Source organism: Flavobacteriales bacterium, assembly GCA_025210295.1.
In the GTDB taxonomy this organism is placed as follows: Bacteria; Bacteroidota; Bacteroidia; order Flavobacteriales_D; family Parvicellaceae; genus S010-51.
In genome coordinates, this window is sequence record JAOASC010000024.1 from 16251 (window position 1) to 31129 (window position 14879).

Consider the following 14879-nt stretch of genomic DNA (forward strand, 5'->3'; position numbering starts at 1 on the left):
AAGCACCTTTGTCATCACATTTGTCTCATAAACACTACCACCTATCTATTTGATTATGTTTAGACAAAGTATGCTTAACTAGTTTAAAAATTTTACTTCAATTCTTCTATTGAGTTTAGCGAATTCTTCTTCTTTTCTTTGTTTTTCACACGGATATAAAGGAACTAACTCTCCATATCCTTTGGCTGTTATCTGGTTTGTATCAATATTGTTTTTTAATAAGAACTGCAAGCAACTATAAGCTCTATCTTCAGAGAGTTTAAGGTTATATAGGTTACTTCCTATACAATCAGTATGAGCACTGAGTTCTACTTTTATTTCTTTATTATTAATGAGGTATTGCGTTAAATTATTGAGAATAGGGATCGATTCTTTCTTTATCTTAGAAGAGTTATAATCAAAATAAATATTGTTAATTGTTAAAGTTCCTTTTGCTTCAGGTTCTATATCTAAAGGAGATATATCTTCGAAAAAATCAAAATCATCAATCTCTCTTTGTTCTTTAGGAATATAAATTTCTTTCTTTTTGAAGTCCTTAGCTTCTACAGTCACTTTATATTTTTTTTCTATATCAAAGTCAAATATCCATTCTCCATTTTCATTAGTCTCAACCGTTTCTGTTTTAATCCAATTATCTGGCTCTTCTTTTTCATAAATGGTTATTGTAGCATCTGTTATAGGAGCATTTGTAATACTGTTTTTGAGCTGAAACATGTTTTTTTCTAGAGTAATTATGTAAGAAGAATCTGATCTTGGCTCGGAAATTTTTATTTTTTTCTGTCGATACCCTTCCCCTGAAAAATATAAATGAACGGTAGCGTCTTCTTTAACAGCAAAATTCCAAATTCCATTGTCAGAGGAAGTGTTAAAATTATCAGTATTTTCAAGCTTTATTTTGATTCCTTCAATTGGAGCGTTTTGGTTCTTTACAATACCATTAATACTAACTGTTCTTTTATAAGTAGTGGTATAAATTTGATCTTTTTCCGAAGAACGATTGCTAGCCCAATAAGCAGTTCCTTTGCTATTTATTATAAATGCAAAATCATCATAACTTGAGTTTATCGATGCCCCCATGTTTTCAATGTCCTTTACAACAGGTTCACCTAATTTATTAAAGGTTAGACTTCCTTCGTATATGTCTAAACCTCCGTAGCCATTTCTCCCTCTTGAAGCAAAGTAAAAACGATTTTTTTTAATATAGGGATATACATCATTTTCAAATGTATTTACCTTTAGTAAAGGTTTAGGGGTTTGCCATACTTTTCCTTTTTTGATGGAATAAAACAAATCTGATTTTTGTTTAGCTGTGGTTTTACTAAAAAATAATATAGAATCTTTATATAGATAAGGGCTATGGATGGATTCTTCAGTGTTTTTTGGTAGCAGGTTAATTTTTTGATTTTGATAAAAATCATGACTGATTAATTGTAAATGATTTTTTCCTTGTTTTGAGAGATTGTATTTTACTTTAGTTTTATCAGTATAATTTTTATATCCAGAATTACTGCTTGTATAAATAAGAGTATTATTAGTACTATCAAAAAAAGGAGTTCCATTGTAGAAAGTTTCTTGAGTTTTAAATAACTGATTTACTTTATTAAAATTAGTATCACTAACTGATTGATAGTAAAATAGTTTGAAAGGACTTGTTTTATTCTTTTCTACTTCTTCAAAGGGAATAATTATTCCGTCTTTATAAAAAGTAATTCCATGACATTTAGAAGGAGCTAGGTTTGTAGCTTTAACTGATAGTTGTTTTAATGTAGAGTTGTTGCGTGGCCATTCAATAAAATCTTGTGAGTAACTACTTTTTTCCTGCGGTGTCAGTTGTAAAGAATCTAATAGTATAGAAGCTGTTTCATATTCTTTTACAACTCTTAATAAGTGAAATATAGAATGAAACTCTTTTTTTGAAAAGCTTAAATTAGGATTATTCTTATAGGCTTCATATGCTTTGTTATAGTTGTAATTGTTTAAGTGTGTAAACAGTATTCTTTTAATGATAGATGAGTGTTCTTCGGTACTTAATTTTAAATTTAAACAACCTTCATACTCCTTTATAGCTTCAATATAATATCCCGAATTTTCTAACTCTATGGCATTGTTTAGGTTTTGACCTTTAATATTTATAAAGGCAACACTCAATAAAATTTGTATGTATATTAATCTTTTCATTAGTTAAAACCTTGGGGCAATTAGAGCAGCCGTAGCTTTTTGTTTTATATTATAATTTAATAAGATTTCATGTGTCCCATTATTGTATGGTCTAATAGAAGAAAGTGAATACTGAAATGCATATCCTAATGTTAACTTATTTAAGTTAAGTCGTAATAGGGGTACTAATTCATTTGTTGTTCTGTAGGATAAGCCTACTAGTAATTTGTTTTTTAATGTTTCTATCCCAGCATTAAGAGAACCAACAACTGGAGCTCCGTATGTAGTCTTTAAGTAAATAGAGCCGTAAATATTGTATGTGGATGGTTTAGACCATTTATATCCTGAATGTATATAATAGGTAATGTGAGGAAGCGAAAATTGAGTTGTGTAGGTAAAGTCATTAATAGGGGTGTTATATAGTAAATTAGGGCTTGAAATGCCTAGATAAAACTTAGGAGAAAAATGATAGAGGCCAAACTCTGCATTAGGGTAAACCACAGCTATTGGATTTGAATTAAAGTTAGGGTCGTTATTGGTATTTGTTTCAATTTTCTGATAACTAGACTGATGAATGTTAATTTTAGGGGAAATTGAAAAAGATAAAAAATGATTGAGCTGTGTTTGAAGTTTGTATGCATAATCTAACTTAATCTCTGTTTTATTATGTATACCAATTTGTTCATTAAAAACTCTAGTTCCTAGCGTTACGGAAGTGTTTTTTAGTGGTATAATTCCTATAAAACCAAAAGTTGTTGGAGAACCTTTAAAACCAACCCATTGATTACGATAGAATGATGTGAAATTAACTTGATTATAACTACTAGCAGCTGAAAAATTGATAATAGGCTGATATATCATATATTGATTACTCTGAAAAATATTTTGAGCATAACTTTTTGATCCAATAACTATTATAATTAGAAAGTAGGTATAAATACTTATTTTAAGGCCTTTAATCACAAGAGCAAATTTATTCTATTACCAATAGAAAGTCACTACCCTAAGGGGTGGTTTTTGTTGGTTTTATGATTAAATACTAAAAATCTTTGATACATTAATCAATAACACCATTACTAATAGTTTTAGTTAAAGCAAAAACAATAGTACTTATTTGACGTGAATTTAATTCAGCTTATGCTGAAGTTCATATTGTATTAATAAAGTTGCATATTTATTAATGGTTTATTTGCAACTTTACTAACGGATTATTTGAAGGCAAATAGTTTTTTAATTGTGTATTGATTTTTGGGGGCTTGATGCTAATATAATAAGCTCCAGACTCTAAGTTGTTAATATTAATTTTTTGAAAAGTACTGGTAAGCTTAATTTGAGAAATTAGCTTTCCAAAGGTATCATAAATAACCAAATTAGCTGTTTTATTAATATCTGAATAATTTCCAAATGCTGTTTGTGAAGCTTCTGGTAATAATGCTTTTGATGAAACTCCTGTACCTATTAGTTCTCCATATATTGATCTATTGAATGAAGTAACATATGCTTTAGAAGCAAAATAGACGGCTTGATATGGTCCAGGAACTAAACTTACAGTAGAAGATACATTTAGTATTTTTCCAGATTTCCTTTTGATAAAATCCGGTAAAAACTGTCTAGTTAATGCTGTTAATGCAAGTATGTTTACTTGAATCATGGCCATATCTATTTCCCATTTTCTTTCGTGAAATGCTCCAACACCTCCAAATCCAGCGTTATTAATTAAATAATCAACTTTAATTTCTTTGTTTTTTACTTCCTCATAAATTTCAATAGCTGCAGTAGGTTTAGATAAGTCCTTTACTATAGTATATACGCTAACATTATATTGTCTTTGTATTTCTGTTTTTAATTTTTCTAAACCTTCCGAGTTCATATCTACTGCAACTATATTACCCTCTTTTGATGCGTGAATTTTCGTAAATTCTTTTCCAATTCCACTTGCTGCTCCTGTAATTAATGCTGTTTTCATGTTCTTTTATTTTTTTACAAATTTAAATTTTGTTTTTCGTAAGAATTTTACCCCTATGGTAAAAAATAAATTTAATTTGCTGTAAGTCATGTAAATCTCTGGTTAAGTTAGTAAGTTTGTTATGGTAAAGCTTTTATAAATTGTTGAAATTTTATTTTGATTGTTCAATAATGTATTTGTTGTATGTCTCATAGTTTTTTATACTACATTATCGACTTTAAATGTCTTAACTTTTACCCTAATGTAAAAAGACATCTATTGGACAAATAAAAACTGTTTAAAGTCTTTCTTAACTAGAACTAATATTCCTTTGAATTTATTTTTTAGCTAATTGTGATTATACAGCAAAAGTAGATTTAGAATGGGTTGTAAAGATAATTTCTATCTAAATTGAGTTGAGTAGGTGTTTTAAACAGTAAAAAGAATACAGAATTAGGAAAAAATTATACAATCTACCTTCTACCCAGTTATTAAATTTGTAAAAAACAGAATCATGAATAAATCAACTAAAATCGAAAAGGTAAAAGCAGGCCATAGAAAAATTTACACAGACATTATTATTAAAGCTCCTAAAGAGTTAGTTTGGTCTGTATTAAAAGATACGCGTTCTTATAAAAAATGGGGGGTATTTTTAACTGACATTGAAGGAGAATTAAAAGATAAAGCTACTATAACGGCTAAGTTTCAATTAAACCCTTCCAAGAAAAGATATAATTCTATTGATCATCAAATTCATGTAAATGAAGGAACCTCTTTTTATTGGGCAGAAAAAGGTCCGATGGGGATATGCGATAATCATCATTTTAAAGTAGAACAGATTGATGAAAACGTTTCTCATTTTATACAGACAGATGAATTGACAAATGGAGCAACTTTTCTTTTGGGAGGATATTTGTCAAAACTTTATGCAAAAGGATATGAAGGTTTTAACCAAGCATTAAAAGATGAAGTAGAACGAAGACAAAAGCTGAAATTGTAAATTGAAATTATCTAAAGTTAATTCCTAATAATGTTTTCAGATTCTTTAGTTAATTTTGAAAAAAAATATACATATATATGAGAGATATTATCCATATTGAGAATTTGCATGATATTCATGAGTCTTTAGGGATTCATTCTCCTAAGCATCCTTTAGTTTCTGTTATTGATTTTAATAGTATGAACATGGCTATTGATGCGAAAGAGTATAGATATACTTTAGGTTTATATCAAATTAGTATAAAAGGAAATTGCGCATATACTATTTCTAAGTATGGGAGAAATACCTATGATTTTCAGGAATGCTCCGTTATTTTTACAGCTCCTCATCAAGTGTTAGAATTTAACTCAGCATATCAATCCGATGATAAGAACTGTTGGACATTATTGTTTCATCCTAATTTAATTAGGGCCTCTGAATTAGGTAAAAAGATAGATGCTTTTCCTTTTTTTGATTATGCATGTAACGAATCCTTACATTTATCGAAAGGGGAGAGGGAAACAATTACAGAAATTACCTACAAGATAAAAGAAGAGTATAGCAATAATATTGATATGCATAGCCAAACACTAATTATTGCAAATATTGAGTTGTTATTAAATTATTGTATACGTTTTTACGACCGTCAGTTCTATACAAGAACAAACTTCAATAAGGATCTTGTAAGTGTTTTTGAGCAACTATTAAAAACGTATTATAAAACAGAAAAACAACTAAAAATAGGACTTCCTACTGTTCAGTATTGTGCCAATGAAATGGGAATGTCGCCTAAATATTTAAGTGAATTATTGCGTAAAGAAACAGGAAAGAGTACACAGGATCATATTCATAGTTACATTGTTGAAATGGCCAAACAAAAGTTGTTAAACACGCAATTGAGTGCGAGTGAAATAGCTTATAGTTTAGGCTTTGATTATCCACAATACTTTAGTAAAATGTTTAAGCGTTTAACAAATAAAAGTCCTATCGAATATAGAAAAATTAAATAAATTATATACCTAATTAATGTCGAGTTTATTTTAAATAATTTGTTTTCTAATTCTACTTAAACTTTGTGGAGTAATTCCAAGAAAAGAAGCTACTTGAGTTAGTTTAGCTTTTTGAAAAACTTCAGGATAGTTGTTCATTAAGCTTAGGTATCTTTCTTCAGCAGTTTGAGTATGGATACTCATAACTCTTCTGCTCATTACCATTCCAAATTCAGCAAAAAGATTCCGAATAGCATCACCTGAATATTCTATTTTATTGATTATTATTTCTAGCTGATTAGAGTTTAGTAAGATAAGTTCTGTCTCCTCTGTAGCTTCAAAATATAAAATATTTTCCTCCTGTTTAAAAAAAACTAAAAGGAGATGTGATAATAGAGTTTTGAAAAGCAAATAGATGGGTCATATCGTTACCCTCTATGTCGTAATAGTGGATTCTAACAAATCCTTTTAGAACAAAGTAAAGGTAATCACACCTATTTCCTTTTTCTAAAAAGACTTCTCCTTTTTTAACAGTTAGCGTTGTTAATCCTAATCTGTATTCGATATTCCATTCAAGAAAGTCTTTTAAAGGAATGTATTTTTGTGCTTGAGTCATTTAAAGTAAATATATAAAATTAATTTATATATTTTTGCAAAAATATTTTATCTCCAATTTTAAACTATCTTAAGTAATTTGAGTCAGGTCATTAGTTAAACTAAGAGCTTCTGATTCATTAGGTTTTATCGTGCAATTTTATACAACAATAATTCTTCTTGCGTCATCCAGTGAACACTTTCCGCTGGAGCGGAATCAATGGTAAAAAAATAGAAGTCTTTAGCTTCCTGATCAGTCATGCCTATATATTTATAGTAATCAATATATTTTTTATGTTCTTCATGATCTCTTGGAAAATCTTGAGCCGTTTTACCTGTTCTTCCGCCCCAAGAGTGAACACCTAATTGAGCCCCATTATCAAAAGTTCGCTTCTTACCAGCTAGAAATAAATCTACTGCCCCTGAGGCAATTACCGAACTTGAACGGAGCATTGTATTGATTCCCTCATCATATATTTTTTTTGATAAACGGAGATTTTTATTGTCATTCTTAGACCCAGGACAATCTTCTAAAATAATTGTCCTGATGTTTGGGTTATATTTAATCATTTTGTCAAAGTGACTTTCAATTCTTCCTCCAATTACTCCATTCATAGTAGCTGTGGTATCATTGGTTACTTTAAAAACACCAAATTGAACACGACTCTCTTTCTTTTTACAACTTACTACTATCAATAATAAAATAATAAGTGAAATTAACGTTTTTTTCATTCTTTTAAGTAAATTAAATTAATAACAATGCTATGGCATGCAAATAAAAAATTTACAAAAAGGTTGAGTCAAATTTAAATCTTCCATAGCTAAAAAATGACTCAGATTAGAACCTTTATCTTTTTTTTAAACGCTTTTTTTTTTAAGCATATTGTTCTTGTGATAAAATATTATTCATTGAAGTTGTCTAAATTTGACCTAAAATAGTGTTTTCACTTTCTTTAGAATTTATTCTTTAAAGAATTTAAACATTGAATTTTGACTTCCGTATTTTTATAACTCATATATATTTGCTTTCCTTCTATATTATAAATGAATATAGTATATGTTTTATTTTTATTAGAACATAGTTTAAGTAGATTTTACTCGAATTTTCATTTAATAATAAAATCCAAATTAGAATTAAACTTATTTATATTAACTTATTGAGGATTTAGAAAATTTACTATAGAAATTCTATATTTTGGTACTTGCGTTAAAATCTTGATTGGTAACAACATCTTGCAAAGAAAAGAACCTGGCCAAGTATGTCTTCCAGAGCAAAAAAGTTGTTTAAATATTTCCTTTAAATAGAGAAAAATTTAAACAACTTCTTCAAATGAAAAAACTATTCTTAATTTTTAATACAACGTATTCTTGAAATCTGATGCTCTTTTTGAACTGTAATAAAATATACTCCAGGAGCATCTCCTAATTCTAAATACTCTTCTACTAATGAATCAAATTGATTCGTAGAAATAACGCTACCCTTGGCATCTGTTACATAAATTGTAACATTATCTAATATTTCTGAAGATGTAATTCGAATATTGTCTGCTGTTGGATTTGGAGAAAGTGTAATTCCATTGCTTAGCAACTCGTTTAATCCAACTGTGTTTATTGATACACATGATGATCTTTCTGAACAACCATTGTTTGATACAATTACAGCATAATTTCCATTAATTGCTGGTGTAAAAATTTGAGTAGATTGTCCATTTCCATTAGCTGGTGTAAAATTATTGTCGCAGTCAACCCATAAGTAACCTGCTCCTTGTTGTGACGATGTGATTGTAGCACCTGTTACTGATGTTGCAGTGTCTACAGTGTTTATATTTAAGTTTAGTGTTATTACAGAATCGCAACCTGCCGTATTGGTCAATGTATAGGTTGCCGTATTGTTTGAAGAGGTATAAGTAATTCCGTCAATCCAAGTATAACTATTACAAGCTGTTGTCGAAAAAACACTAGATGTACTGTTTGTAATGATAAGATCCAAAGTAACCACACTATCACAACCAGCTGCATTTGTCAATGTATGTGTAGCTGTATTATTTGAAGATGTGTAAGTATTTCCATCAATCCAATCGAATGAATCACAGGCCGTTTGAATATCTGTTCCAGAAGTAGGCGTACAACTGCCCTGACTTATTTTTTGTAAGAAACCTACCGACTGATTTTGATTACCATTACCATTGAGAATTTGTACTCCTGATGTAGGGTCAAAATCAACTGTAGTACTATTAATATCCCCTGCTGTATATATATCGCCAGATGTTGTTAACGCGATGTCACTAGGGGTATCATTAGCAAGCCCTCCATAACTAACTGCCCATACCAAACTACCGGTAGATGACAGTTTTTCTAGAACGATATCGTTGCCCCCATTGGATGATAAAGTCTGAGTATTATCTAAGGACAAGTTACCACCAAATCGAGAAGTCATGTATATGCTGTTGTTGGCATCTATTTTTAATCCCCAAGCAAGATTAAAACCTGGAGATGTGCTTGTTTTAACCCACAACAAGTTTCCATTTGCATCTATTTTTTGAACAAAAATATCCGTATTATTTGCAGTTTGCATTGATGTTCCTGAAGTAGGATCAAAATCTACATTATCACTAAAATAACCACACAAAACGAGGTTATTATTAGAATCAAAAGCCATTGAGGAGTATGAGTCAGGGCCAGAACCACCAAAAGTATGTGATGAAACATAATCACCATTAGCATCTAGCTTTAGAAGGTAACCATCTGCGCTTCCAGCAGACGAAACTAAAACAACCCCATTACCAGGGTCTAAATCAATAGTATTACTAAAAAAACCACAGAGATATACGTTACCCGAATTGTCTGAAGTCACAGTTATTCCAAAATCACCTCCTGAGCTACCAATTCTTTTTCCCCATTGAAAATTACCATTAGCATCTAACTTTTGAATAAATACATCCTGAGCTCCAGCCCACACAGTGTTGCTTACTCCTGTCCCTGGATCAAGATCAAGCGTTCCAGTATAGTTCCCTGTTGTATATACATTGCCACTAGCATCTGTAGAAATATCGTAGACGTATTCTACTGAGGTAACCCCTTCTATACTTTTAGCCCATAAAAAATTCCCACCAGCATCTAATTTTAGAAGGAAAATGTCTTCTGTACCAGAAGCGTTAGTAAGATTAGTTGTTCCTGCGTTTGGGTCGAAATCGACGGTATAGCGGTAAGTACCTCCAATGATTAAATCTCCGTTAGAATCTACCGTAATTGCTGTAGCCTCGTCTCTACCAGTACTACCTATCTGTTTTACCCATTGGAAATTTCCTGTAGCATCATGTTTGGTAATAAAAATATCAGTTGGACCTGATGCAGTAAGCTGAGAACCAGCTGCTCCGTTTATGTCGAAGTCGACAATACCTGCAAACCATCCACAAGTATAAACGTTTCCATTAGCATCGGTTGCCACACCTAAGGCAGAACTAATTGTTGAGGCTGTTGTATCGGTTACAAAAGTTTTTGCCCATTCAAAATTAGCAGTTTGTGCTGTATAATTGGACAAACAAAGAGTTAGAATTAGTGTTATGAATGTAAATTTACTTTTAATCATAGATATGTTTTTTATTATGTCTAATTTTAATTAGCAAATTTAGTTTTATTAGAAACAGACACACAAAAGACTTTACTAGTAGCCTATTTTCTTTATGAATAGACAAAAAAAGCGAAACCAATACAAGTGAGCTGTTAGTATATAAAGTTGTTCAACCTTTAACCGTAAGGTACGGTTTTAATGTAAGTCAATACATCTAAGAATAACATTAACGACTTTTGATATATTGTTCAAAATCTTCGCATTTATACTTTGACAATCTTGCTTCAATAGACTCTTCCAACATTATCACACCTTTCGATTTGACATACGATTTCATACGATTAACATTAATAAGCCAAGAACGATGTGTTCGATAAAATTGAGTATTATCGTCTAGCAATTGAGTAACATGCTTCAAATTTTTGCTAATCATAAAGACTTCATTTTTACCACTAACATAAATATTGCAGTAGGCATGTTTTGCCTCTATTGCTATAATTTTAGATACCTCAAGTATATGGCGTTCTCCCTTATGAAACACATATAATTTATTAACTTCATTAGAGTTAATCGTTTCTGAGAGTAATTTTAATCGTTCAGAAATAGTATTCAATGCTACGTTTTTAGACAATTTCGTGATGGAAGCTGCCAAACGTTCAACTTCTATAGGTTTGAGAATATAATCTAAAGCAGCTATTTCAAATGCCTTAATTGCATATTTATCATAAGCTGTAATAAATATAATTTCAAAGTCAATCGTATCAAAATATTCTACAATTTCAAAACCAGAATGTACAGGCATTTCAATATCGAGAAACACAACATCTGGTTTTTGTTTTTTAATTGAAGCTACCGCAGATAATAAATCAGAACATTGATCCAACACATTAACTTCGGGATGGTTAACTAATAATAGTTTATTTAATACATTTCGTGCTGACTTTTCATCATCAACAATTATAGCTGTTATCATTTTTATAAATTTTGTATTAGGGGTAATTTTAAAATAACTCGTGTTCCTATTGGAGTTTTATTTTCATTATACAAATCTACGAATTCAATTCCTACGTTATCTAATCCATGCTTTTGTTTTAGAATAACTAACCTGTCATTAACAGCTCCTGTGGCAAATGACTTCTCGTATTCTTTTTTTCTCTTTTGATTAATTTTATAAGCAGCAACTCTTCCAATTCCATTATCTTCAATAATTATTGATAAGTGTTGATTTTCTGAAATTGTAATAACTAATCTTTTGTTTCCTTTTTTGTGAAATAGTCCATGTAAAATAGCATTTTCTACAAGAGGCTGAACAAGCATAGGTGAAATACTTAAATAAACATTTGCTGAATTATGTATCTCAAAATCAAACTCGTCTGGAAAACGAATTTTCTCTAGCTCTAAGTACAATTTTAACAAATCTATTTCTTCTTGCAATGAAATTAATTCTTCGTTAGAAAAATTTAACGTTAAGCGTACTAACTTAGAAAACTTATTAATATGCTGATAAGTTACGCTCTGATCTTCGTTAAGAACAGAATCCTGAATGGCATTAATGGCATTAAAGATAAAATGGGGGTTCATTTGCGATTGAATGGCTTGAAGACGTAGTTTGTTAATTTGACTTTCTAATTGTATTTTTCTGATTTTTCGCAAAGAATAGATACGATAAATAAATGCTGTAGAAAAAACACCCAGAATTACTAAAAGCGAATAGAACCACCACGTCTGCCAAAAAGGAGGAGCGATAATAAACGTATAATTAATTGCTTTCCCCTCCTTACCTTTATAAACAGGAATAACAATTAACTGATATCTTCCAGAAGGTAATGATTGATATTCTATAATATTATCATAATACTCTTTAACATTCCAAGTGTTAGACAAACCTTTTAACTGGTATTTATACTGAACATTTTTTTGTTTTCCATAAGCATTACCTAACAACTCAAATGCTATTTTATTTTCCCAATGGTTCAATTCAGTTCTTTGCTTTAAAATTACAGTATCATTGATTACCACTTTATTCATTCGAATTTGAGGTGTAAGCTCATTTCTTTCAATATTTGACAGCGATATACTCTGAAGCCCTTTATCGGTTAACACATATAATGTATTACTTTCGATTGTAACATCTTTTATGTTAGTGGATTGAAGGCCATCACTCTCTGCAAACACCAACTGCTTATTTGATTCTAAGTTATAAACTACTAGCATTTTCTTAGTGTCTATACTCAAATAAGGCGATTGAAAATAGATATCTCTTATATTTTTGCTTGTTACATTGGGAATAATTAAGGGACTTACAGTACGGTTTTTGTATTCTAGAACACCATGCTCTGCAGAATAAATAATTATTCGATCTTGAAACTCAAATAATTTTGTTGCAAAAACATTACTGCCTTTATATGTTATAAAATTAAATTTATTTCGATTTTTTTCAAACTCAAGCAGCCCTTGATAGGTACCAAAATAATCCTTTGCATTATTAGCTCGCAAACAACAGCTAGAACGAACACCTTTAAGGTATTTTTTTGTTGAACTGGTTTTATCTAATGTAAACACACCAATAGCGTGTGGGCTGGAATACAAAATAGAATCCTTAGCTACTTCGAATAAAGACTTAACGCCTGTAGGGTTCTGAGTAAGAAATCTTAATTTCCCTGTTTCAAATGAATAAGTATATAATTTGGTTTTTGATTCGATTATTAATTTTTTACTATCCTCAGCATAATAAACAAAAGAAACATTAGCATCTGATGCAAATATCGATTTTGGAACAAAATCATCAGACAATAAAAGAACTTCTCTTTTGGCTTGTATTACAAAATTATGACCTGGTATTTTTATTATTTTCAACAAATCTTTTCGCCCTTTTAGAGTTGGATATTCATGTGAAAACTTATTTTTTATTTGATAAACACCTTCTCCATCTGAACCCATAAAAATTCCATGCTTGCTAGTTTCTTGAGGTGCAGCATAAATGTCTTGAAAATAATACTTGTAGCATATAGTATCTTTAACCTCTGCTTCAAATTCAACTATTCCATTAGCAGATAGTTTTCCCCAAAAAGTTGAATCATCTATCAACATTCCTGTTTCTATAAAAGGAGAATAATTAAATGTTTTCCATTGATTATTGCGAATATCTACTTTAATAAATTTATCTGAACACTTGTCTTTACAATAAACAATTCCCTTATGATAATACAATGAAAAAATACACCCTTCGTTAGGAAAAACAACTCTGTAAAGATGAGGCTTATCATAGCCATTTTTAGCATAGATATTATATTCTATAGAATCTTCATTCTCATATAGTTTTACAGTCACTAACTCATTAGAAGAAAGGAAGGGAACAGGATATTCTAAGGTTTGAATTGGAATTCTGTCCCAACCAATAAGCAATGTACGCTTTGCATTAATTATCAACCCATTATCTACAATGGTATACGCATTAAATGAAACGACTAAACTATCTGGAAGTTCGTAAAACAAAGTCAAAGAATCATTCGTAATTTCGAAAAACTGACCATTTAAATTAGAACAAAAAATTTGATTTCGATCATTCTCTTTTAAATCAAAATAGGATTTTCTCTTCACTCCTTTCGGTAGGTTTAACTTTTTAAATTCAATAGAGTTATATGAAAAAACACCATCACTTGTAGCTATATAAAGTATTTCATTCGAAGACATTAACTGATCATAGATCGTTAATCCAGACAACTCTTCACTACCATACGTTTCGTAAGAGGGTTCTTGAGGATATACAGTAGATACCAAAAGTGATAACCAACAAACGAATAATAGCTTAAAATTAAACCGCATAAAATTATGTTGAGTTCATATAGTATTAGTAAAGTTGCATATTTATTAATTGTTTATTTGCAGTTTTGCTAACGGATTATTTGAAGACAAATAGTTTTTTTAATTCTGTATTGATTTTTGGGTGTTGGATGTCTACATAATAAGCTCCAGATTCTAAGTTGTTGATGTTAATTTTTTGAAAAGTACTGGTAAGTTTAATTTGAGAAACTAGTTTTCCAAATGTATCATAAATAACCAAATTAGCATCTAATGGAGTGCTTATTTCCAAAATAAACATTTCTTTAGTGGGGTTAGGGTATATACTATAATTGATTAGCGTATTTTCCAAAGTACCAACCGAATTAATCGTTATACAGTTTGTTGTGTCTGTACAACCATTCTCTGTCAACTCTACAGCATAATTACCATTAATACTTGCTGTAAAACTCGAGGATGTTTCTCCTAGTATTATATCATAATTGTTATCACAATCTAACCATTGATAAGTTGCATTCATATTGGATGTCATAATGGTTGTGCTGTTTGAGGTTATGCCTAAATTTGTTAAAGAGTTAATAGTTAAGTTTAATGTAACAATTGAATCGCATCCTGCCGCATTTGTTAATGTATGTGTGGCTGTATTGTTCGATGTTGTGTAAGTATTTCCATCTATCCAAGTAAAGCTATTACATGCTGACTGGATATCTGTACCATAGGTGTTATTAATAGTTAAGTTTAATGTAACAATTGAATCACATCCTGCGGCATTTGTTAATGTATATGTTGCTGTATTGTTCGATGTTGTGTAAGTATTTCCATCTATCCAAGTAAAGCTACCAC

General features: G+C 30.2%; 12 protein-coding genes. 2 read left to right on the plus strand and 10 right to left on the minus strand.

Annotation, left to right across the window (positions count from 1 at the left end):
• Positions 1-78: 78 nt before the first annotated feature.
• The 3 genes from N4A35_07070 to N4A35_07080 form a co-directional block, all read right to left on the minus strand.
• Entirely contained in the window at positions 79-2178 is a 2100-nt protein-coding gene (locus N4A35_07070; protein ID MCT4581163.1) for an OmpA family protein, read from the minus strand.
• 3 nt (positions 2179-2181) lie between these two features.
• A complete protein-coding gene (locus tag N4A35_07075; protein MCT4581164.1) occupies positions 2182-3120 on the minus strand; it encodes a PorP/SprF family type IX secretion system membrane protein in 939 nt (312 codons plus the stop codon).
• 214 nt (positions 3121-3334) lie between these two features.
• Positions 3335-4123: an SDR family NAD(P)-dependent oxidoreductase gene (locus tag N4A35_07080; GenBank protein ID MCT4581165.1), complete on the minus strand. Its 789-nt coding sequence runs from the start codon at positions 4121-4123 to the stop codon at positions 3335-3337.
• Between the two features lie 493 nt (positions 4124-4616).
• On the opposite strand from N4A35_07080, the gene N4A35_07085 reads away from it, so the two are divergent.
• Together N4A35_07085 and N4A35_07090 are read left to right on the plus strand one after the other, a co-directional pair.
• Complete coding sequence (locus tag N4A35_07085; protein ID MCT4581166.1) at positions 4617-5102, plus strand: hypothetical protein; 486 nt, start codon at positions 4617-4619, stop codon at positions 5100-5102.
• A gap of 77 nt (positions 5103-5179) precedes the next feature.
• A complete protein-coding gene (locus tag N4A35_07090) occupies positions 5180-6091 on the plus strand; it encodes a helix-turn-helix domain-containing protein (GenBank protein MCT4581167.1) in 912 nt (303 codons plus the stop codon).
• Positions 6092-6121: 30 nt separating this feature from the next.
• Here N4A35_07090 and N4A35_07095 read toward each other — a convergent pair whose 3' ends face one another.
• From N4A35_07095 to N4A35_07125, 7 genes are all read right to left on the minus strand, one after another.
• Positions 6122-6481 carry a hypothetical protein gene (locus tag N4A35_07095; protein ID MCT4581168.1) on the minus strand — a complete coding sequence of 120 codons (360 nt, stop codon included), beginning with the start codon at positions 6479-6481 and terminating at the stop codon, positions 6122-6124.
• On the minus strand, positions 6435-6686 hold the full coding sequence (locus N4A35_07100) for a cyclic nucleotide-binding domain-containing protein (GenBank protein MCT4581169.1): 252 nt from the start codon (positions 6684-6686) through the stop codon (positions 6435-6437). The genes N4A35_07095 and N4A35_07100 overlap by 47 nt, the downstream gene beginning before the upstream one ends.
• A gap of 125 nt (positions 6687-6811) precedes the next feature.
• Entirely contained in the window at positions 6812-7396 is a 585-nt protein-coding gene (locus tag N4A35_07105; GenBank protein ID MCT4581170.1) for a hypothetical protein, read from the minus strand.
• Between the two features lie 613 nt (positions 7397-8009).
• Positions 8010-10253 (minus strand): T9SS type A sorting domain-containing protein, encoded by a 2244-nt coding sequence (locus N4A35_07110; protein MCT4581171.1) that lies wholly within the window; start codon positions 10251-10253, stop codon positions 8010-8012.
• Positions 10254-10461: 208 nt separating this feature from the next.
• Positions 10462-11208, minus strand: a complete 747-nt coding sequence (locus N4A35_07115; protein ID MCT4581172.1) for a response regulator — start codon at positions 11206-11208, stop codon at positions 10462-10464.
• A 2-nt stretch (positions 11209-11210) separates the two neighbouring features.
• Entirely contained in the window at positions 11211-14060 is a 2850-nt protein-coding gene (locus N4A35_07120) for a histidine kinase (GenBank protein MCT4581173.1), read from the minus strand.
• A 76-nt stretch (positions 14061-14136) separates the two neighbouring features.
• Positions 14137-14879, minus strand: a 743-nt coding sequence (locus tag N4A35_07125) for a T9SS type A sorting domain-containing protein (GenBank protein ID MCT4581174.1), incomplete at its 5' end; no start/stop codon positions are given.

Bases quoted from the DNA above. Each gene is read 5' to 3' on its own strand.
- N4A35_07070 (MCT4581163.1), bottom strand. From the start codon at position 2,178: ATGAAAAGATTAATATACATACAAATTTTATTGAGTGTTGCCTTTATA.
- N4A35_07080 (MCT4581165.1), bottom strand. From the start codon at position 4,123: ATGAAAACAGCATTAATTACAGGAGCAGCAAGTGGAATTGGAAAAGAA.
- N4A35_07085 (MCT4581166.1), top strand. From the start codon at position 4,617: ATGAATAAATCAACTAAAATCGAAAAGGTAAAAGCAGGCCATAGAAAA.
- N4A35_07090 (MCT4581167.1), top strand. From the start codon at position 5,180: ATGAGAGATATTATCCATATTGAGAATTTGCATGATATTCATGAGTCT.
- N4A35_07100 (MCT4581169.1), bottom strand. From the start codon at position 6,686: ATGACTCAAGCACAAAAATACATTCCTTTAAAAGACTTTCTTGAATGG.
- N4A35_07105 (MCT4581170.1), bottom strand. From the start codon at position 7,396: ATGAAAAAAACGTTAATTTCACTTATTATTTTATTATTGATAGTAGTA.
- N4A35_07110 (MCT4581171.1), bottom strand. From the start codon at position 10,253: ATGATTAAAAGTAAATTTACATTCATAACACTAATTCTAACTCTTTGT.
- N4A35_07115 (MCT4581172.1), bottom strand. From the start codon at position 11,208: ATGATAACAGCTATAATTGTTGATGATGAAAAGTCAGCACGAAATGTA.
- N4A35_07120 (MCT4581173.1), bottom strand. From the start codon at position 14,060: ATGCGGTTTAATTTTAAGCTATTATTCGTTTGTTGGTTATCACTTTTG.